Origin of the sequence: Bordetella genomosp. 5 (genome assembly GCF_002261315.1) — a bacterium.
In the GTDB taxonomy this organism is placed as follows: Bacteria; Pseudomonadota; Gammaproteobacteria; order Burkholderiales; family Burkholderiaceae_B; genus Bordetella.
In genome coordinates this window covers 331,920-351,528 of sequence record NZ_NEVP01000004.1, presented here as the reverse complement: position 1 = coordinate 351,528, position 19,609 = coordinate 331,920, and the positions used below count along the sequence as shown (strand labels likewise).

General features: G+C 69.0%; 21 protein-coding genes. 11 read left to right on the top strand and 10 right to left on the bottom strand.

Annotated features, from left to right (window positions below):
- Nucleotides 1-3: 3 nt before the first annotated feature.
- On the bottom strand, nucleotides 4-609 hold the full coding sequence (locus tag CAL25_RS07140; RefSeq protein ID WP_094799249.1) for an LON peptidase substrate-binding domain-containing protein: 606 nt from the start codon (nucleotides 607-609) through the stop codon (nucleotides 4-6).
- 47 nt (nucleotides 610-656) lie between these two features.
- Here CAL25_RS07140 and CAL25_RS07135 point away from each other — a divergent pair, with 47 nt between their 5' ends.
- Complete coding sequence (locus CAL25_RS07135; protein WP_094799248.1) at nucleotides 657-1,088, top strand: VOC family protein; 432 nt, start codon at nucleotides 657-659, stop codon at nucleotides 1,086-1,088.
- 4 nt (nucleotides 1,089-1,092) lie between these two features.
- Nucleotides 1,093-2,532, top strand: coding sequence for a DHA2 family efflux MFS transporter permease subunit (locus tag CAL25_RS07130; RefSeq protein ID WP_094799247.1), 1,440 nt, complete (start codon nucleotides 1,093-1,095; stop codon nucleotides 2,530-2,532).
- A 10-nt stretch (nucleotides 2,533-2,542) separates the two neighbouring features.
- Here CAL25_RS07130 and CAL25_RS07125 read toward each other — a convergent pair whose 3' ends face one another.
- Nucleotides 2,543-3,454 (bottom strand): LysR family transcriptional regulator, encoded by a 912-nt coding sequence (locus CAL25_RS07125; RefSeq protein WP_094799246.1) that lies wholly within the window; start codon nucleotides 3,452-3,454, stop codon nucleotides 2,543-2,545.
- A 151-nt stretch (nucleotides 3,455-3,605) separates the two neighbouring features.
- Between CAL25_RS07125 and CAL25_RS07120 the strand changes: the two genes are divergently transcribed.
- The 6 genes from CAL25_RS07120 (at nucleotide 3,606) to CAL25_RS07095 (ending at nucleotide 10,832) form a co-directional block, all read left to right on the top strand.
- Nucleotides 3,606-4,580 carry an alpha/beta fold hydrolase gene (locus CAL25_RS07120; RefSeq protein WP_094799245.1) on the top strand — a complete coding sequence of 325 codons (975 nt, stop codon included), beginning with the start codon at nucleotides 3,606-3,608 and terminating at the stop codon, nucleotides 4,578-4,580.
- 26 nt (nucleotides 4,581-4,606) lie between these two features.
- Nucleotides 4,607-5,596 (top strand): tripartite tricarboxylate transporter substrate binding protein BugE, encoded by a 990-nt coding sequence (locus tag CAL25_RS07115; RefSeq protein WP_249278981.1) that lies wholly within the window; start codon nucleotides 4,607-4,609, stop codon nucleotides 5,594-5,596.
- Nucleotides 5,597-6,168: 572 nt separating this feature from the next.
- On the top strand, nucleotides 6,169-6,690 hold the full coding sequence (locus CAL25_RS07110; RefSeq protein WP_094799244.1) for a Csu type fimbrial protein: 522 nt from the start codon (nucleotides 6,169-6,171) through the stop codon (nucleotides 6,688-6,690).
- 13 nt (nucleotides 6,691-6,703) lie between these two features.
- On the top strand, nucleotides 6,704-7,450 hold the full coding sequence (locus CAL25_RS07105) for a fimbrial biogenesis chaperone (RefSeq protein ID WP_249278980.1): 747 nt from the start codon (nucleotides 6,704-6,706) through the stop codon (nucleotides 7,448-7,450).
- 122 nt (nucleotides 7,451-7,572) lie between these two features.
- Nucleotides 7,573-9,798: a fimbria/pilus outer membrane usher protein gene (locus CAL25_RS07100; RefSeq protein WP_094799470.1), complete on the top strand. Its 2,226-nt coding sequence runs from the start codon at nucleotides 7,573-7,575 to the stop codon at nucleotides 9,796-9,798.
- 14 nt (nucleotides 9,799-9,812) lie between these two features.
- Entirely contained in the window at nucleotides 9,813-10,832 is a 1,020-nt protein-coding gene (locus CAL25_RS07095; RefSeq protein WP_141217902.1) for a Csu type fimbrial protein, read from the top strand.
- On the opposite strand, the gene CAL25_RS07090 is transcribed toward CAL25_RS07095, so the two are convergent.
- Both CAL25_RS07090 and CAL25_RS07085 read right to left on the bottom strand, forming a co-directional pair.
- A complete protein-coding gene (locus CAL25_RS07090; protein ID WP_141217901.1) occupies nucleotides 10,833-11,216 on the bottom strand; it encodes a hypothetical protein in 384 nt (127 codons plus the stop codon).
- Nucleotides 11,217-11,349: 133 nt separating this feature from the next.
- Nucleotides 11,350-12,312, bottom strand: coding sequence for a GlxA family transcriptional regulator (locus CAL25_RS07085; protein WP_094799241.1), 963 nt, complete (start codon nucleotides 12,310-12,312; stop codon nucleotides 11,350-11,352).
- A 133-nt stretch (nucleotides 12,313-12,445) separates the two neighbouring features.
- Here CAL25_RS07085 and CAL25_RS07080 point away from each other — a divergent pair, with 133 nt between their 5' ends.
- Nucleotides 12,446-12,817, top strand: coding sequence for a DUF1428 domain-containing protein (locus CAL25_RS07080; protein WP_094799240.1), 372 nt, complete (start codon nucleotides 12,446-12,448; stop codon nucleotides 12,815-12,817).
- A gap of 14 nt (nucleotides 12,818-12,831) precedes the next feature.
- Here CAL25_RS07080 and CAL25_RS07075 read toward each other — a convergent pair whose 3' ends face one another.
- The 3 genes from CAL25_RS07075 to CAL25_RS07065 all read right to left on the bottom strand — a co-directional run bounded on the left by CAL25_RS07075 (nucleotide 12,832) and on the right by CAL25_RS07065 (nucleotide 15,216).
- Nucleotides 12,832-13,287 carry an SRPBCC family protein gene (locus CAL25_RS07075; protein ID WP_249278979.1) on the bottom strand — a complete coding sequence of 152 codons (456 nt, stop codon included), beginning with the start codon at nucleotides 13,285-13,287 and terminating at the stop codon, nucleotides 12,832-12,834.
- Nucleotides 13,288-13,496: 209 nt separating this feature from the next.
- On the bottom strand, nucleotides 13,497-14,468 hold the full coding sequence (locus CAL25_RS07070; RefSeq protein ID WP_094799239.1) for a tripartite tricarboxylate transporter substrate-binding protein: 972 nt from the start codon (nucleotides 14,466-14,468) through the stop codon (nucleotides 13,497-13,499).
- 262 nt (nucleotides 14,469-14,730) lie between these two features.
- Entirely contained in the window at nucleotides 14,731-15,216 is a 486-nt protein-coding gene (locus CAL25_RS07065; protein WP_094799238.1) for a GNAT family N-acetyltransferase, read from the bottom strand.
- A gap of 196 nt (nucleotides 15,217-15,412) precedes the next feature.
- Here CAL25_RS07065 and CAL25_RS07060 point away from each other — a divergent pair, with 196 nt between their 5' ends.
- Both CAL25_RS07060 and CAL25_RS07055 read left to right on the top strand, forming a co-directional pair.
- Nucleotides 15,413-16,660, top strand: coding sequence for an MFS transporter (locus tag CAL25_RS07060; RefSeq protein WP_094799237.1), 1,248 nt, complete (start codon nucleotides 15,413-15,415; stop codon nucleotides 16,658-16,660).
- Nucleotides 16,661-16,771: 111 nt separating this feature from the next.
- Entirely contained in the window at nucleotides 16,772-17,473 is a 702-nt protein-coding gene (locus tag CAL25_RS07055) for a hypothetical protein (RefSeq protein WP_094799236.1), read from the top strand.
- A gap of 7 nt (nucleotides 17,474-17,480) precedes the next feature.
- On the opposite strand, the gene CAL25_RS07050 is transcribed toward CAL25_RS07055, so the two are convergent.
- From CAL25_RS07050 to CAL25_RS07040, 3 genes are all read right to left on the bottom strand, one after another.
- Complete coding sequence (locus CAL25_RS07050; RefSeq protein ID WP_094799235.1) at nucleotides 17,481-18,410, bottom strand: ZIP family metal transporter; 930 nt, start codon at nucleotides 18,408-18,410, stop codon at nucleotides 17,481-17,483.
- 177 nt (nucleotides 18,411-18,587) lie between these two features.
- Entirely contained in the window at nucleotides 18,588-18,902 is a 315-nt protein-coding gene (locus tag CAL25_RS07045; RefSeq protein WP_094799234.1) for a hypothetical protein, read from the bottom strand.
- Nucleotides 18,903-18,918: 16 nt separating this feature from the next.
- Nucleotides 18,919-19,599: a DJ-1/PfpI family protein gene (locus CAL25_RS07040; protein WP_094799233.1), complete on the bottom strand. Its 681-nt coding sequence runs from the start codon at nucleotides 19,597-19,599 to the stop codon at nucleotides 18,919-18,921.
- Nucleotides 19,600-19,609: the final 10 nt, after the last annotated feature.

Here is a 19,609-nt window from a genome sequence, read left to right as displayed (position 1 = left end):
CGCTCAGAGCAGCCCGCCCTCGGCCAGGGCATCGCGCACCTCGCGCAGCCGGGCGATCGGATCGGTCAGTGCCAACAGCCGCGCCTTCATGGCGATAGGCAGCGGCAGCAGCTCGCACCAGCGGTCCGCCACCCATCCCGCCTCGTCGAGCCGGTAGGGCGCGCCGACGGGCAGATCGTCGGCGCCACGTTGCTGGGCATCGGCAATCAGGGCGCCGAGCATGTCGGCCACGCCCTCGAACGCGGTCGGCACGGGCTCGATCGGATCGTCGTCGATGTCGCTGGCCTCGCCGTGCCACAGCCCATACTGACCGCGCTGGGTGTCGCCGAGCCGGAAGCGGCCCAGACCGGTACAACTGAGCGCGAGCAGCGTCGGCGTGACCGCCTCGCAGCGATCGATGCGGGCGTAGGTGCCGACCGGGGCCAGCACCTCGATGCCCTCGGGCGTGCGGACCTCCTGGCCTGCCAGCAGCGCAACGACGCCGAAGGGCTCGCCGTCTTCCTGGCAGCGCCGCACCATGTCGAGATAGCGCACCTCGAACACCCGCAGGTGCAGGACCCCGGCGGGAAACAAGGCGTTGCTCAATGGGAAGAGTGCAATGTCGCGCATAAGCCTATGATGACACGATGCCCGGCCCGGCGGGCAAGGAGACGACGATGCCCCAGATTTCTCCCTATCTGTCCTTCGATGGCGACTGTGCCGAGGCGATGCGCTTTTACGAGCGCGTGCTCGGCGGCAAGCTCGTGGCGCTCATGACCTACGGCGAAGGGCCTCCCGAGCTGCAGGCCACGGTGCCGGTGGCGTTTCACGGCCGCGTACTGCATGCCTGCCTGGACCTCGACGGCCAGACGCTCATGGCATCGGATACCGCCGGCGAGGCCTGTGGCGGCCCTTACGAGGGCCAGAAAGGCGTATCCCTGGCCCTCACCTACCCGACGGTCTCGGATGCGCAGCGCGTGTTCCAGGCCCTGTCCGAACACGGCAAGGTCGTCATGCCCATGCAACGCACCTTCTGGGCCGAGACCTTCGGCATGGCGGTCGATCAGTACGGCACCTCCTGGCTGATCAACGGCGGAGCGATGTCCTGACCCCATGAACCCCGCCATGACGGAGCGCCGCCGCTGGCTGGCGTTGATGGTGCTGTGCCTGGGCGTCTTGATGATCGTGCTCGACACGACCATCGTGAACGTCGCCCTGCCCTCCATCAAGGCCGACCTGAAGTTCGACGAGGCCAACCTGGTCTGGGTCATCAATGCCTACATGCTGACCTTCGGCGGCTGTCTGCTGCTGGGGGGACGGCTGGGCGATCTGTTCGGGCACCGGCGCATGTTCCTTGCCGGGCTCGTGCTGTTCACGCTGGCATCGCTCGCCTGCGGCATGGCGCACACGCGCACCCTGCTCGTCGCGGCGCGGGCGCTGCAGGGCGTGGGCGGCGCGGTGGTGTCGGCCGTGTCGCTCTCGCTCATCATGACGCTCTTCACCACCCCCGCCGACCGGGCCCGCGCCATGGGCGTGTACGGCTTCGTCTGTGCGGGCGGCGGCAGCATCGGCGTGCTGCTGGGCGGCCTGCTCACCGGCGCCCTGAGCTGGCACTGGATCTTTCTGGTGAACCTGCCGATCGGCGTGCTGGTGTATGCGCTGTGCGTGACGCTGCTGCCCGCGCACACCGCGCAGGGCCCGCGCCCCCGGCTCGATCTGGCGGGCGCCTGCGCGATCACCGCGGCGCTGATGCTGGCGGTGTATGCGGTGGTCAATGGCAACGAGGTGGGCTGGACCAGCCTCGCCACGCTCTCGATGCTGGGCGCGGCGGCGGTGCTGCTGGCCGCCTTCATCGCGATCGAGGCCCGCGTACGCGAGCCGCTGATGCCGCTCGGCCTGTTCCGCCTGCGCAACGTGGCGACCGCCAACGTGGTGGGCGTGCTGTGGGCGGCGGCGCTGTTCGCGTGGTTTTTCATCTCGGCGCTGTACATGCAGGTCGTGCTGGGTTACAGCCCGATGCAGGTGGGCCTCGCGTTCCTGCCCGCCAACATCGTCATGGCGCTCTTTTCGCTCGGCGGATCGGCGCGGCTCGTGATGCGGTTCGGCATCCGCGCGCCGCTGGCCGCCGGGCTGCTGCTCGCCGCGCTCGGGCTTGCCTGGTTCGCCCGCGTGCCCGAAGCGGGGGGATTCTGGATCGATGTGATGCCCGGCATGACGCTGCTCGGCGTCGGCGCGGGCATCGCGCTCAATCCGATCCTGCTGGCGGCCATGAGCGATGTGGAGCCCGCCGACGCGGGCCTGGCGTCGGGCGTGGTGAACACGGCGTTCATGATGGGCGGTGCGCTCGGACTGGCGCTGCTGGCGGCCCTGGCCGGCGCGCGCAGCGCTGCGCTGGCGGCGGCGGGCGCCCTGCCGGCCACCGCGCTCACCGGCGGCTACCGGCTCGCGTTCGCGGTGGGCGCGGCCGCCGCCCTGCTGGCGGCCCTCGCCGCGGGCCTGGTGATGCGCACGCCGCGCAACCGTCCGGCCGACCAGCCCGCCCCGCACGCCTGACGCGGCGGCCTCACACCGCCAGGCTGCGCTCCGTCTCGGACCAGATCTGACGCGCCAGCGCGCGCGGGTTATCGGCCGCCACGTAGAGGCGGATTTCCATGTCGATATCGTTGACCTCATGGTCGGCCCGCACCAGAGTGCCCGCCTTCAGGTCCTGCTCGACCAGCGTGTACGGCAGCCATGCCAGGCCCAGCCCCTGACGCGCCACGGCCAGGATCGCGTCGGCCAGATCCGACTCGTAGACGGTGTTGAGCAGCGCCGGCGTGCAGATGCCCTTGAGGCGGCTGCGCATGATCTTGCCCAGCGACATGCTGTCGGAATAATCCAGGAACGGCACGGCCGGATCCGTGCGGATGCGCGGCACCTGAAAACGCGGATGTCCCGGCGCCAGCGGCGCGCTCACCGCGACGAGCTTGTCGGCGCCGACGCGGCGGTACTTGAACGACGGGTTATCGATTTTTTCGTAGATCGGGTCGTGCGCGTGGCACAACAGAAAATCCACCTCGCCGTCGACCAGCATGTCGATGCCGTAATTCAGCGTGGTGGTGATGACCTTGGTCTGGAACGGCGGCAGGCTCTGCTGCAGACGCAGCATCAGCCCCGGCAGCACCAGGTGCGACAGCGTACGGCCCGAGGCGATCAGCACCCGGCGGGCGCGGGCCTGCTCGGGCTTCTGCAGCGACGCGCGCGTGTCGTTCAGGATGTCCATCACCTCGAGCGCCGCCGCCAGCACGACCTTGCCCGACGCGTTGAGCTGGGTGTGCTGCGTGCCGCGTTCGACCAGCGGCACCCCCGCCCACTCTTCGAGCGCCCGGATGCGCCTGCCGAACGCCGGGTGCGTGACATTCCGGCTTTCGGCCGCGCGGAACAGGCTCGACGACTTGGACAGCGCGATGAAGTCTTCCAGCAATTTGAGGTGCATGGTCGGCCCGCAAGAGAGCAACGGTGGGCCGGACGCGCCGCCCCGCGTGCGCCCGGCTTGTGCCATATCGGCACAGGGTCTGCGCATTTTGCACAAACCTGGTGCGTCTCACAACTACCATTTGATACATCCTGAGAACGTTGCCCTGACCATGTCGCTCGCTTCCGTCCGTCTCAAATCGATCCGCAGCCGCCATATCGGCGGCCAGGATGCCGTTGTCCGGGGCGTTCCCGTGCAGCGCCGCCAGGTGGTCGAGAACGCGGAGCCGCGCGCCGTGGACATGAACGGCACTTATGCCGTGGGCCAGCTCTATGTGCAGGAATATCGCCTCGAATCGCCCGTCTGCCCCTACCCCGTGCTGCTCTGGCACGGCGGCGGCATGACCGGCGCGCAGTGGGAATCCACGCCGGACGGCCGCGATGGCTGGCTCTGGCGGCTGCTGCAGGCCGGCTTCGACGTGAGCGTGTGCGACGCGCCCGAACGCGGCCGCGCCTCGTGGGCGATGTATCCGCAGGTGTACCCCACCGAGCCGCAGTTCCGTACCAAAGAAGAAGCCTGGAGCCTGTTTCGCATCGGCGCCGCCCAGGGCTATGCGCCGCATCCGGCGCTGCGCCAGGCCTATCCCGGTCAGCAGTTTCCCGTGCAGGCGTTCGATCAGTTCGCCAAGCAGTTCGTCGCGCGCTGGCTCGACCACGACGCCATGACGCTGCGGGCCTATCGCGAGCTGCTCGAGCAGACCGGCCCGTGCATTCTGCTGGCGCACAGCCAGGGCGGTGGTTACGCCACGCGTCTGGCGCGGCTGTGCCCGCGACTCGTGCGTGCCGTGGTGGCCGTCGAGCCGACGGGGGTGCCCGACCAGCCCTCGGCCACCTGCGCGCCGCATCTGTTGATCTGGGGCGACCATTTCGGTGATAACGGAACCGGTGCCCCTGGCGTCTGGGCCGATTATCGCGACCGCACCGACCGCTACTGGTCGGCGCTGCAACGTCATGGCTGTACGGCGGAGGTCTACGATCTCCCGGCCATGGGCATTACGGGTAACTCCCATTTCTGCATGCTCGACCTCAACAGCGACGAGGTGGTGGCCAAGGTGAATGCCTGGCTGCTGCATCACGCTGGCACATAACTTAAAGAACGCAAGACAGGAGAGGAATGATGTTGTTGAACAAGCTCCAGCTCGCCACGGTCACGGCAGTGGCCCTGGCGGCGCTCGCCCCGGCGGCGCACGGCCAGACCAGCTACCCGGCCGACAAGCCGATCCGCATGGTCGTGCCGTTTCCCCCCGGCGGCACCGCCGACATCATCGGCCGTGTGTTCGCCGCGCAGCTGGCCAAGGAGCTCAAGACCAGCGTCGTCGTCGAGAACAAGGCCGGCGCGGGCGGTTCGATCGGTACGCGCTTCGTGGCCGACTCGGCCCCTGACGGCTACACGGTGCTCCTCGCCTCCTCCAGCACGCACGGCACCAACCCCGCCGTGTACAAGAACCTGAGCTATGACGCCGTGGCCGACTTCACGCCGATCACGCAGCTCGTGACCGTGCCGGGTCTGCTGAGCGTGACCAAGGAATTCCCCGCGCAGGACCTCAAGAGCCTGATCGAGCTCACCAAGGCCAACCCGGACAAGTACTCGTACGCCTCGTCGGGCGCGGGCGGCCTGGGCAACCTGGCCATGGAACTGCTGAAGTCGACCACCGGCGCCAAGCTGCTGCACATCGCCTACCGCGGCGCGGGTCCGGCGTTCACCGACGTGATCAGCGGTCAGGTCAGCATGATCTGGGAGCCCGTGCCGGCCTCGCTGCCCTACGTGACGAGCGGCCAGCTGCGCCCGATCGCCATTGCCGCCGAACAGCGTTCGTCCGAATTGCCGAACGTTCCCACTTTCAAGGAAGCGGGTCTGGCTAACTACGAAGCGGTGGCCTGGAACGGCTTCCTGGCGCCCAAGGGCCTGCCGGCGGACATCCAGAAGACCCTGCACGACGCGTCGGTGCGTGCCCTGAAGGATCCCGAGCTGCAAAAGAAGCTGGCCTCGCTGGGCGGTACGGTCGTCGCGAACACGCCGGAAGAGTTCCGCGCCGTGATCAGCAAAGACACCACCAAGTGGAAGCAGGTGGCCCAACAGGCCAATATTTCGCTGGACAACTGATCCGGGCCTCGGCCGCCGGTTCTCGCCGGTTCCGGCGGACGGGCACGGATGTTGTGTGTGATGGGTGTGGCATCAGTTGGCCGGCCGCAGGGGGGAGCCTCCCTGACGCGGCGCCGAGAGCGGCGACGCAGAAGGCTGCGGTCCGGTCGCCACGCAGCGAAACCCATCGCAGTAGTAATGAAACCGGCCGCGGCCCTGACCACGACCGCGCCGGTTTCAGAAGTGCGAGTAGTCGAAGTCCGTGCCCGGGGGGTGACCTCCGGGCATTTTTTTGGTCCCAGTATTTCGAATGTTGTCTAAATATGCCCTGGATATGTAACTAAAAACATCCGGTTGCCCGGGCACTGCCTTGCCGAAACACGGAACTGCACACATGAACGCCGCTGCTGCGCGGGCCCTTCCGCCCGATGATCCCGCGCGGGAGCGCTGAAAAGAACAGATGCATTCCGTTGAATCTGGAGTTTGAACAGTCATGGCCCCCACACATAAGTTCAAGGCATGCGACGCCTCTGAGCGGTAACGGCACGATCCTCCCTTCAACACAGGGGCGCCCCGCAAAGGAGGAGTTCGTCATGCTGCACCCCACTGCCCGTCTGTCTCTGGCCGGACTCGTCCTGGCCTGCGCTGCTCCTGCCGCTCACGCGCAGGTCTATACCAACGGCACCGCCACGGCCACGTTCACGGTCTCGTTGCAGGTGCTCGCGAACTGCTCGATCTCCGCCGCGCCGCTCGCCTTCGGCACCGCCGGCACCCTGGCTTCGCCGTTGCAGGGCCAAACCACGCTGAGCGTACGCTGCACCAACTCCACGCCCTACAACGTGGGCCTGGACGCCGGCAACGTCGCCAGCTCCACCGTGGCGAACCGCCTGCTGGCCGGCACCTCGACCGGCAACACCACCACCACGGTGGCCTACCAGCTCTACCAGGATGCCGCCCGCACCACGATCTGGGGCAACACCCAGGGCACCAACACGGTGGGAGGCGTGGGCAACGGCACCGCGCAGACGCTCAACGTGTACGGCCAGGTCGCCACGCAGACGGCGCCCGCGCCCGATACGTACCAGTCCACCGTGACGGCCACCGTCTACTTCTGACAGGAGACCGGCAGTGCCCAAGCTTGGGATATTGCGCCAGGCGGCGCGCGCCTGCCTGCTCGCCGGTGCGCTGTGCACCGGCCCGGCCGCGCTGGCCGCCAGCCTGCAGATTTCGCCCGTCATCATCAATCTCGCGCCGGGCGAACGCGCCACCACCATCCGGCTCGAGAACACCGGCATGGAGCCGATCTACGGACAGGTCCGCGTCTTCGCGTGGTCGCAACGCGATGGGCAGGATGCGCTCGAACCGACGCAGGCCATCGTCGCGAGCCCGCCGCTGTTGCAGATTCCGCCCCGTAGCAGCCAGATCGTGCGTCTGCTGCAGGCCGGGGATCTGCCGGCCGGCGAACAATCGTTCCGGATGCTGATCGACGAAATCGCCCCGCCCGGGCAGGCGCCGCGCACCGGCGTGGACGTGCGCCTGCGGTACTCCGTGCCGATCTTCGCCGGCGCGCAGACCGCGCAGCCGGTGGCCCAGGCGCTGACCTGGTCGCTGGTGCGCGAGGGCGATGCGCTGCGTCTGCAGTTGCACAACGCGGGGCCGCACCGCGCCCAGGTGAGCCAGGTCGTGCTGGAGTCCGCCGGGCGGCGCTACGCCTACGAGCCCGGCCTGCTGGGTTATGCGCTGGCCGACAGCACCCGGCGCTGGCCGCTGCCCGATGGCTTTCCCGCCAGCGCCGCCGGCGGCGCGGTGCAGATCCAGGCCGTGGTGAACACGGTGGCTACGCGCGCGCCGGTGGGTGCCGCGCCGCAACGGTGAGCATCCGCCATGCGCGCGTGTGCCTTCCCTGGCAATTTGCCCTGCGCTGCGTTCTGGCTGCCGCCGGGACGACCGCGGGCGGCCTCGCAACCGGCCAGTCGGCGCCGCCAGGCGGCTGGCTGATGACACAACAGACCGATCAGGAGGTCTATCTGAGCGTGCGGCTGGACCGCCAGCCCACCGCGCTCATCGCCCGCTTCCGCCTGACCCAGGGCCGCCTCTACGCGCGTGGTTCCGATCTCTCGCACATCGGCCTCGACATCGGCGCCCTGGGCATACGGCCCGACCAGGAGGTGGGCCTGGACGACATCCAGGGCCTGAACTACGACTACGACGCGGGCCAGCAGACCGTGGCCCTCGACACCCGCGAAGGCATGCGCACGCCCTATCGGATCGACGCGCGCGGTTTGCCCGCGACCGGTCCGGCGCAGGCGGGGCGCGGCCTGCTGCTGAACTACGACGTCTATGCCCGGACCGCGCGCGAAGCGCCGCTGGCCGCGTGGAGCGAACTGCGGTACTTCGACCGGCATGGCGTGCTCAGCAACACCGGCATCGGCTATTGGTATCAGGACCTGAGGCGCTACGTGCGCTACGACACCACCTGGGCCAGCACCGACCAGGACGGCATGCGCACGCTCGAGGTGGGCGACACCGTGACCGGATCGCTGAACTGGTCGCGCTCGATGCGCCTGGGCGGCGTGCAGTGGCGCCGCAACTTCGCCACCCGCCCCGACCTCGTCACGTTTCCGATGCCGGAGCTCGGCGGCTCGAGCGTGGTGCCCTCGGCCGTCGACGTCTACATCAACAGCATCCGGCGCTACTCCGGCAACGTGCCCAGCGGGCCCTTCATGGTGGATAACGTGGCCGGCATCACGGGGTACGGCCAGGCCAATGTGGTGACCCGCGACGCCCTCGGCCGGCCGGTGTCGCTCTCGGTGCCGATCTATGTCGACACCCGGCTGCTGGCCGCCGGCCTGTCGAGCTACTCCGCCGAGGCCGGTTTTCTGCGCAGACAGTATGGCTGGCGCTCGTTCGAGTACGCCGCCACGCCGGCCGCCAGCGGCACATGGCAGTACGGTCTGAGCAATACGCTGACCGTGCAGGCACATGGAGAAGCGACCTCCGGCGTCTACAACGCCGGGGTCGGCGCGCTCGTGCAACTCGGCACCCGCGGCGTGCTGAGCGCCTCGCTCGCCGGCAGCGGCGGGCACGACACCGGCGCGCAGATCGGGCTCGGCTACCAATACGTGGACAGCCGGTTTGCGATCGACGTGTCGACCCTGCGCGCCGTGAGCGGCTACAGCGACCTGGCCACGGCCGAAGGCATACCGGTCACGCGCGCCACCGACCAGGCCACCATCACGGTGCCGGTCGGCCAGGGCCAGACGCTGGCCGCCAGCTATATCGGCGTGCGCTATCCCAAGACCGACCCGGCGCGCATCGGATCTCTTTCGTATTCGATCAACGTGGGCGGCAACCTGACGTTCAGCCTGAGCGCCTACAAGGACTTCAATCGCGACGACACGCATGGCGCGTTTCTCGGCGTGGCCCTGGCGATGGGCCAGATCTCGGCCAGCACCATGGTGGGCCGCCAGGGCGACGATGCCTACGTGAACGCCAGCGCGCTGCGGGCCCCGGACTACGAGGGCGGCTTCGGCTGGGGTGCGCAGGCCGGCCAGGCCACCGGCACGCGATTCGGACAGGCCTGGACCCGCTACCTCGGGCGCTACGGTGAAATCACGGCGGGCGCTCAGCACACCGACGGCCACACGGAAGGCACGCTCGATGCCAACGGCGCGCTCATTCTGATGGGCGGCACCGTGCAGCCCGCGCGTCGCGTGATCGATTCGTTTGCGCTGGTGAGCACCGATGGCCGCGCGGGCGTGCCGGTGCTCAACCACAACAACGAGATCGGACGCACCGATCGCGGCGGTTTCATGGTCGTGCCCGATCTGAACAGCTATCAGCAGAACCGCATCGACATCGATCCGCTCGAACTGCCGGCCAACGCCGCGGTGGACAGCTTCAGCCAGACCCTCGTGCCCCAGGCGCGGGCCGGGGTGGTCGCGCGCTTCGGCATGCGCCAGCAGGCGGCGGCGAGCGTGGTGCTGGCCGACGAACAGGGCCAGCCGCTGCCGGTGGGCGCGCGCGTGCTGCATCGGGAGAGTGGCGAAGTCGGCGTCGTCGGCTACGACAGCGTGACCTTCCTGACGCAGCTCGTCGCGCAGAATCATCTCGATGTGCAGGGCGAGTCGTTTGCCTGCAGCGCGGAGGTGGCGTTCGTGCCCCCGGGCGACGGCAGCCTGCCGCGCCTGGGCCCGGTCACGTGCCGGAGGGCGGCGCCGTGAGCCATGCCCTGCCGATGACTGCCCGAAGCGCGCGCGCCGCGGCATCGCTGCAGCGCGCCCTGCTGCTCGCGTTGCTGGCCCTGGTGGCCTGCCTGTTCAGCCCGCGGGCGCAGGCGGACACCTGCACCGCAAGCATGACCCCGATCACGTTTCCGGCGGTCAATCCGATTCTGGGCGCGGCGGTGGCAGGCCAGGGCACGCTCACGGTGTCCTGCGATTTCACCTCGGCGCTCGCCATCGGCGCGCTCGTCTGCGTCAATCTGGGCGCGGGCGCGAACGGCCAGCAGGATCCGCGACTCATGAGCAACGCCGGCAGTGCCGTGCGGCTGCAGTACCGGCTCTCGCAAAACTCGAACATGTCGCCGGTGTGGGGCACGGTCACGTCGGGCCAGCCGATCCAGCTCACGTTCATCCGCCCGCTGCTGGGCGGTCAGCCGCCCGCGCAAAGCGTCACGATCTATGGCCAGGTGCTGCCCAATCAGTTCACGGTGCCCACGGTCAACAACGCCACCACGACCTATACCGAGGCCTTCAGCGGCAACGCCACGCTGAACTATCTCTTCTATACCGTGACGCTGGCCAACTGCAGCTCGGTGCCGCTGGTGCGCACGGTCCCGTTCACCGTGTCGGCGCCGGTCACCAACAACTGCACTATCTCGACCAGCCAGAACATGGTGTTCGACGGCGCGGGCACGCGCTCGCTGCTCAACAGCCCGATCGACGCCAGCGCCACGCTGGCGGTCCGGTGCACCAACAACGATGCCTATCGCATCCGGCTCGACGGCGGCCGCTATGGCACGGTGGCGCAACGCTACATGCAACGCACGGGCGGCACGCAGCGCATCCCCTATGCGCTCTACACCAACAGCACGCGCACCACGCTGTGGGGCGACGGCACGGGCGGCACGAACTTCTTCACGGCGACCGGCACGGGCAACATCCAGACCGTGACCGTGTACGGGCGGGTGCCCGCGCAGCCCGCCCCGGTGCCGGGCAGCTATTCTGACACCGTCACCGCCACCATCGAATTCTGATCAGAAGGTGACCTGCCAGGCAGGCGGCGCGCCGTCATCGGCGGGCGGCAACGGCGCGGCTAGAAAGCGCGCGTCGCGGTTGCGCACCGCCTCGACCCGAACAGGCATGGGATGGCGGCACAGCACCACGGGAATCGCCTCGTCGTAGGCGGGCGATCCGCTCTCGATACTGCATAGCGTGAGCACGCGCAGCTCGACCTGCAGCGGCGCCTGAGTCACGTAGGGCTCGAAGGCCGACGCGTCGGCGGTGGCAATGCCCAGACTCGCCGCGATCAGCACCACAGATGAGGGGGATGCCCGCGTGATGCGGGCCAGGGCCGCCATCCGGGCGAATGCCGGCCGGCCTGTCACGGGGCGGCGCCCCGCATGAAAACGCACGAACATGATGACTCGGGTGGAAACCGGCCGCGCCGGACAGCGGGGCCGGCACAGAATGTAGCGCGGCCCCGCGGCGGGCTTTGCAACATTTACAGCTTGCTTGACTTCGGACAAGCCGGCGTGGCGGCAGCGCCACGGCTCAGACGTAGCGTTCCCGGTAGTCGACCGGCGACATGCCGCTGTATTTGTTGAACGTGTCCCGGAACGCCTTGGTGTCGCTATAGCCCACCTCGTACATCACCTCGGCCACGCTCTTGCGGGTGGTCTCGAGCTGCTTCTTGGCCACTTCGACCCGCACGCGCTGCAGATACTCCACGACGCTGGCGCCGGTGGCCTGGCGAAACCGGCGCTCCAGCGTGCGCCGCCCCAAGGCATGCCGGTCGGCCAGCGCCTCGACCGTGAGTCGCTCGGCGTAGCGGCTCTCGATGTCGTCCTGCACGGCGCGCACCGCGCCATCGGCATGCGCCTTTTGCCCGGCAAAGACGGCAAACGGCAGTTGGCTGCTGCGGCTCCAGTCGAGCTGGAAGTATTTGGCGCACCAGATCGCGGTGTCGCGGTCGGTGTACTTCTCGACCAGATGCAGCACCAGATGCGCCGCCGAAAAGGCGCCGCCGCTGGTATATAGCCCGCGTTCGGACCACAGGATGCGGTCGCTCACCCACGACACGCGCGGGAACATCGACTCGTATTGGTTGCGGGCGACCCAATGCACCACGGCACGCTGCCCGTCGAGCAGCCCGCCCGCCGCGGGTAACGCAGCCCCCACGCACAGGCTGGCGACTTCGCCGCCCGCCCGATAGCGCTCCGCCAGCCAGCCGATCAAGGCGCCATTGGCCTGCACGGCCTCGGGCACGTCGCCCTGCAGCGGCGGCACCATGCAGACATCGGCCTGGGGCGCGTCGCGCAGCAGCGCATCGGCGCGGACCGTGTAGCGGCCGCCGTCCATCGCGACCGTGGGCGTATCCGCCACGAGCCTGACCGCGAAGCCGGGTGGACGCCCCTGCGCGGCCAGATATTCGTTGGCAGCCAGAAAGCCCTGACGGGCGATTTCCAGCGTGGCGACATTGGCGCGCGCAGGCAACAGCATGGCGATATGTTTCATTGACCGAGCATAGCGCCTAAGTGTGTCGCAATCCACCTGCAAGATTGTCGCGATCGCCCATCGCCGCCGGGGCCCCGCGCCGCTACAGTATTTCCATAACGCGCCCGTGTGCGGCGCGCTCACGGAGACGACCATGACCCAGACGACCCAGCAACAATATGTGGACGGCTTTCTGCTGTCGGTGCCGGCCGACAAAGTCGAGGCCTATCGCGCCATCGCCAGCAAAGCCGGAGAGATCTGGAAGGAGCATGGCGCGCTCGACTACCGGGAATGCGTGGGCGATGACCTGGAGATCCCCGGGCTCGCGAGCTTTCGCACCGCCAGCAATGCACGCGAAGGCGAGGTCGTCGTGTTTGCCTGGATCGTCTACGAAAGCAAAGCCGAGCGCGACCGGATCAATGCGGCCGTGATGGCCGACCCGCGGCTCGACTGCGACGCGGCCAAGGACATCTTCGACTGCGCCCGCATGGCCTGCGGCGGCTTCAACACGCTGGTGCACCGCTAGGCGCACGGCATCGATCAGTTCGCCGGGCCCGTGGGCTGCAGCAACGCGCGCAGCCGCTGAAGATCGCGTTCCACCCACTGGCGATCCGCCTCGAAGCTCGCGTCGGTGTGCGCGGGCTGGCGAAACAGCGTGAACATCACCAGACTGCCCTCGCCATGCGGCACCACGCGCAGCGGCACGCGCACGGTTTCGCCGCTATCGAGCCTGACTTCGTGGTCGGCCACGCCATAGTCGTTGCGCGGCGAGAACCGCACGCGGATCGGGCCCGCCGGGCCGTCCGCGCTCCACCATTCGCCATCGGGAGCCAGGCCGTCCGAGAGGCCGCTCGCCCAGCGCGGAAAGTTGCGCGGCTCGGCCAGAAACTCATACACGGCGTCGGCCGCGCGAGCGATCGTGACACAGAGCACGTGCACGTCGGGGGTGGCGGAGGGTGACGTGGCGGGCGCGTCACGGCGATCGTCGGATGGCATGCGAGGTCTCCTTCGTGTCGTGGTCGAAGCCCCATGGTGACATGGCGCTCTCCCCGCTGCCTAGCGCGCAAGCCGCGTGCCGCATGCCACCGCCGGCAGCGCCGTCCCGCGCCACCGCGGCGCCGCGGCGCCGCGGCGCGACCGAAACAAAACGGGCCGCGATCGCTCGCGGCCCGTGGCGTCGTGCGGGCGATGTGCCCGGTTCGGCCTTACTCGACCTTCGCGCCCGAATCCTTCACCAGCTTCTCCGAGGCTTTCCAGTCGGCCGCCAGGATCTGCTGGAACTCGTCGGCCGACTTGGCGGCCGACTCCACGCCCAGCGTGGCGAGACGTTCCTGCACCTTGGGATCGGCCAGGGTCTTGTTGACGGCGGCGTTCAGCTCGGCGCGCTTGTCGGCCGGCAACGCGGCCGGCGCCAGCAGGCCGATCCACGAGTTGAAGGTGTAGCCGGGGACGCCACTCTCTGCCACGGTGGGCAGGTCGGGCACGAAACGCGAACGCTGGGCGCCGGTGTAGGCGATCAGCTTGATGCGCGGATCGTTGCGGTACGGCATCGCACCGATCGTGGCCGAGGTCACGCCCTGCACGCGGCCGGCGAGCAGCTCGTTCACGGCGTCGCCGGTCGATTTCATCGGAATGTGCTGCATCTCCAGGCCGGCGGCCGCGAGGAACGAGGCCATGCCCAGGTGCGAGGCGCTGCCGTTGCCGGCCGACGCATAGTCGTAACCGCCCGGCTTGGCCTTCACGGCCTGGATGAACTCGGCGGTGTTTTGGGCGCCCAGCCCGGTCGAGGCCATGATGATGTAGCCGAAGTTGCCCAGGTAGCCGACGCCCGTGAAGTCTTCGTACGGGCGATAGCTCAGGCTCTTGTACATGTAGCCGGCGATGTTGTGGCTGGCCGCGGCCAGCACGAGCGTGTTGCCGTCCGGCGCGGCCTTGGCGACGGCGGCGGTGCCGACCGTGCCACCCGCGCCGGCGCGGTTCTCGACCACCACCGTGGCGCCGAGATTGCGGCCCAGCTCTTCGCTGATGGCGCGGGCGATGGTGTCCTGGACGGCGCCGGTGCCGAACGGCACGACGACGCGCACGACGCGGTCGGCGGCGTGCGCGGTCCCGCCCAGGGCGAGCGCGACAAGGGAGGCCGAAGCGGCGGATACAGCGTACGACAGGCAGGATTTCATGGTTCTCGTTCGTGGAACGGCCGCCGGGTAGGCGGCGCGGAGATTGGAATGGAGGAGACGACCAACAGCTCGCGCGGCCGCCCGCTGATCATTCCGGCGGCGTGGAACGATCGGCGCTGGCTGCGCGTGGATACCGGGAACCCGGCATCAGGAATGAAACGACGAGGGCAGACCTCGCCGCGAGCCGGCGTGCGACTCTACGCCAAGAAGAAATGGCGCGGCCACGATTTAATGGCAGTTTGCTTATGCCAGGTAGCGGGGTTTACACCGATGCGCGGCCAGGGCGGCGCATGTGGTACTCATGCTCGCTTTCGTGGTCGATCACGAATCCGCAGCGCTCGTAGAGGCGGCGCGCCGGATTGACCTTGAGCACGTCCAGCGTGACCGCCAGGCCCTGCGCGTCGGCCGGGTCCAGCACCAGGCGCAGCACCTGCTCGCCCCAGCCCTTGCCCTGAAACCCCGGCGCCAGCTGGATCTGCACCACGTGCCAGCGGTCTTCGTCGTCGATCAAGCCGCGATAGGCCTTCAGCAGACCGGCCGGCTCGCCATCGATGCGCAGCAGGCGCGCGTCTTCCCAGTGATACAGGATGCGGGCCATGTGCGCGGCTTCGTCGGCCGGGATGCCCTGCGCGTCGAGGTGCGCGTCCATCGTGCTGCGGCGTAGCGCGAGCAGATACGGCACGTCGGTCTCGGACGGCACCTGGAGCCGGATGCGCGGATGGGTGCTCACAGGATTGACGAGGGTCATGATCGACGAAGAATTCGAGAAACGGCGGACGAAGGGGGCGCTATCTTATCAAGCAGGACGCGGTGGCGCGTGAGGCGGCAGCCCACGCTCCGGATGCGGCGGATGCGGCGACCGATGTGCTGGAGTATGCTCTCGCCCCGCCGCGCCCGCATTCCCTTTTTTTCAACCGGCGGCGCGTCGATGGCGGAGCATTCTGGTGGGCAACAACCTGCGTTGGCTGCGCGCGTTTTATTTTCTGTTCTATGGTCTGCAGGGCATCAGCATTCCGTTCCTGCCGCTCTGGTTCGCGAGCCGCGGGCTGGACACCGACCTGATCGGCCTGATCGTGGCGACGGCCTTCCTGCCGAAGATTCTGTCCGCGCCGCTGCTTGCGCATGTGGCCGATGTCACGGGCCGGCTCAAAATCCTGATCGCGGCCCCGCTGGCCACCACCGCCCTGCTGTTCGCCTGCTATCCGTGGCTGGACGCACCGGCCTGGGTCTTCTGGGCCACGCTGGGCATCAACATGCTGTTTCCGGCGGTGCAGCCCGTGCTGGACCGGATCGCGCTGTCCCACGTGGTGGGCGGCCGCCCGGTCTACACCACGGTACGCGTGTGGGGATCGATCGGGTTCGCCGCGACCACGCTCGCGGGCGGGTACGTCATCCGCGCGACGGACCCGCTGGCCATTGTCATCATGAGTGCGCTGCTCACGCTCACCTGCGCAATCTGCGTGCGTGCGCTGCCCGGCATGGGCGTCGTCCCGCCCCGCTCCGCCCCGGCGACGCCGTCGACCCCGGCGGCCACGGCGGCCACGGCGGCAAGCCCGGCGCCCGCGCCCACCGACGCCGGGCCGCGCGCCGCGTTGCCGGCCACGCGCTGGCCCCTGTTGCAAGTGCTGCGCGACAACGCCGCGGTGCTGACGATCCTGGCCGCCTCGCTGATCCAGGCCAGCAACGGATTCCTGTACTCGTACGCCTCGCTGTTCTGGACGGACCGCGGCCTGTCGACCTCCGACATCGGCCTGCTCTGGACCGTGGGCGTGACCGCCGAGGTGGTGTTCTTCTACTTCGCCGCCCGCATCGTGCCGCGGGTCGGCGCCGAACGGCTCATCTGGCTCTCGGCCGTGATGAGCGCCGTCCGCTGGCTCGGGCTGGCCTTCTGCACCTCGCTGGCGCCGCTCCTGGCCTTGCAACTGCTGCAGGCGTTCACGCTCGCGGGCAACAACTCCGCCGTGATGACCTACATCGCCCGCCGGGTGCCGGCCGGCTGCCAGACCTCGGCGATCGCGCTGTACGCCATGCTCTCGGGCGGGGTGCTGATGTTTTTCAGCGTGAACGCGGCCCGTCTGGTGTATCCGCAAGTGAGCTGGGGCGGCTTCGGCATGATGGCCGTGTTCGCGCTCTGCGCCGTGCCGCTGGTGCTGTGGGCCGCCCGCCTGGGCCGCGCGCGGGATGCGGCTTGAAATCGACCGAAACCGGCTTAACCTCTGGACACACCGCCGAGCACTGTGCCGGCCGCGCCGGCGCAGTACAGTAATGGTGGGAACCGGGCTTTTCGGTTCCGGAGAGCAATCATGAAGTCGCACTTTTTGCGGCGAGCGGGCGCGGCCGTGCTGCTGGCGGCGATCACCGCCCCCGCCTTCGCCGGCCCCGGCTGGGGCAGTCACGGTTATTACGGGCATGGCCGCCACGGCTATTACGGCAGCGGGTACAACCACCACCGTGGTGGCGGATCCTCGTCGGATGGCTGGTGGATCGGCGGCGCGATCGCGCTGGCCGCCGTCGGCGCCTTGCTGGTGGCCAATGCCAATGACCAGGCCTATGCCTCGTCGGGCGCGCAGATCGGCGGCGGTGGCGTTACGTACACCACGCCGGGCGGCGTCTATGACCCGGGATACGGCGACGCCGGCTATGGCGGCACCTACGTGGCCCCCTACGAAAGCGCGCCGGTGTATGGCAACCCGCCCGTTTATTCGGGCAACAACCTGACCGCCGCGCCCACCTACGAGACACCGCAGGGTTATCCGATGCCGCAGTACGGCCAGGGGTCGCCCGGAGCGGGGCTGCCCGCCGCGGGGTCGCCCGCCGCGGGATCGCCCGCCGCGATTCCGGTGCCGGAGGCGCCGCCCGTGCAAAGCACGGCACGCGCCGACTGCCAGCGCTATGCGGTCAACCAGAGCGGCTACGACCCGTCGATCCGCTCTGCCTGGACCACCCAGGTCATGGTCGACACCTACCAGCGCTATCTGCAGAGCTGCCAGCGCGGTCCGGGCTGAGCGGCGTTCAGCTCAGCGCCGTGTCCAGAAACATCATCACGGCAAACCCCGCCATCAGCCCCACGGTGGCGGCGGTCTGGTGACCGTTGCGGTGCGTCTCGGGGATCACTTCGTGCGACACCACGAAAATCATCGCACCTGCCGCCAGACCCATGCTCACCGGATAGGCGAGCGGAAAGCCGGTGGACATGCCCACGCCAACGAGCGCACCGATGGGCTCCATCAGCCCTGACGCCACGGCGACCATCACCGCGCCCATGCGGCTCATGCCCACGGCGCGCAGCGCCAGCGCCACGGCCAGCCCTTCGGGAATATCCTGGATCGCGATCGCCGTGGTGAGCGGCAGGCCCACGCTCAGATCGCCGTTCGACAAACTGACGCCGATGGCCATGCCCTCGGGCAAGTTGTGCAGCACGATGGTCAGCACGAACAACCACACGCCGCCCACCCGGGCACTCTCGGGGCCTCTCTGACCGGTCTGCTCGTGCACGTGCGGCGTGAAGTAATCCAGGCCGAGCATCAGCAGCACGCCGAGCCCCAGCCCGAGCACCACGACGCCGGCCGCGAGCGGGCCTTCGCCAACCTGCTCGGCAGCCGCGGCCAGTCCCGGCAAGATCAGCGAGAACGCGCTCGCCGCCAGCATCATGCCGGCGGCCAGCCCCAACATCACATCCTGCGTGCGCTGCCGCACATCGCCGAGCACCCCGGCCAGCACCGCGCCGAACGCGGTGGCGGCGAATCCCGCCAGCCCGCCCAGCACGGCATAGCCCACATGGGCGCGCTTGTCGCCGGTGAGCGCATCGTAGCCGCTGGACAGGAGCAGCAGCACCACCGCGGCGACGGCCGCCACGAGGCTCGCTGCAATCCAGGGATGCTGGCGGGCCTGTTGCTTCCAGGCGGAAAAAAGATCGGCGGCGGCGAGGGAACTCGTATTCATGGACCGGCTTTGAACAGGGAACGCAATCATCTTGCCAGAGGCGCGCAGCGCGCCCAAGAAGATTCCACCTATGGTTGAGATAGAGTCGCCGGCTGCGCCTAGCCGGCCGCACCTAGCCGGCCGCACCTAGCCGGCCGCACCTAGCCCGCCGCACCTCGCCTTCCTTCGCGCGCGCGCTCAGGGCCGCGGGACGGCGCCGGTCAGGCCGGCGAGCAGGCCGCGGGCCCGCTCCAGCTCATAGGCAAGCAGCTCAGCGCGGTCGCCCAGCTCGACGGCGAGCGCACTCTCCAGCAAGCGGCGCGCCTCCTCGCGCTCACCGGCGTCGATCAGGCATTCGCCGAGCACCACCTGGGCCTGCACCAGCACCGCGGCGGGTCCGTCGGCACGCGCCATATCGATGGCACGGCGCAGCGCCGCCTGCGCACAGGGCACGGGGCCCCGGTCGAGCAGCAGCAACGCCTTGTTCATCTGGAAGGTGGCGGGCGTGGTCATGGTGCGGCGCGCGGCGTCACGATCCCGTCTGCGCCTCGCCGACCGCGCGCGCCACGTCTTCGCGCCGCGCCTGGAACGCCGCGCTGGCCGCCATGACGGCATCGATCACCGGCGCGCCGGCCGTGCGCGGCGATCCGCTCGCAAACGGCGGCTGAGGGTCGTACTCCATCGACAGCTGGATCCGTTCGGCCCGCTCCTGGCCATACAGACCCGCCACCAGCGTGAGCGCGAAATCGATGCCCGACGTGACACCGGCGCCCGTGATGCGATTGCGGTCCCAGACCACGCGCTCGGCCACGGGCTCGGCGCCGAGCAGCGCCAACTGCGGCAACGACAGCCAGTGCGAGGTGGCACGGTAGCCGCGCAGCAAACCGGCGGCCGCCAGCACGAGCGAGCCGGTACAGACCGACGTGACGTACTGCGCGCCCGCGGCCTGGCGGCGCAGGAAGTCGAGGGTGGCGGCGTCCTGCATCAACTCGAGCTGGCCCGGCCCGCCCGGCACGAAAAGCAGATCGGCGGGAGGACAGTCGTCGTAGCCGTGCTCGGCAAACAGGCGCAGTCCGCCGCCGTCCGTCACCAGGCCGGCCTGGCTCGACACCAGCGTCAGCTGCATTTCCTTGACGCGCGTGAAGACCTCGAACGGGCCGGTCAGGTCGAGTTGGGTCAGGCGTGGATACAGCAACATCACGACGTTCATGCGGCGTTCC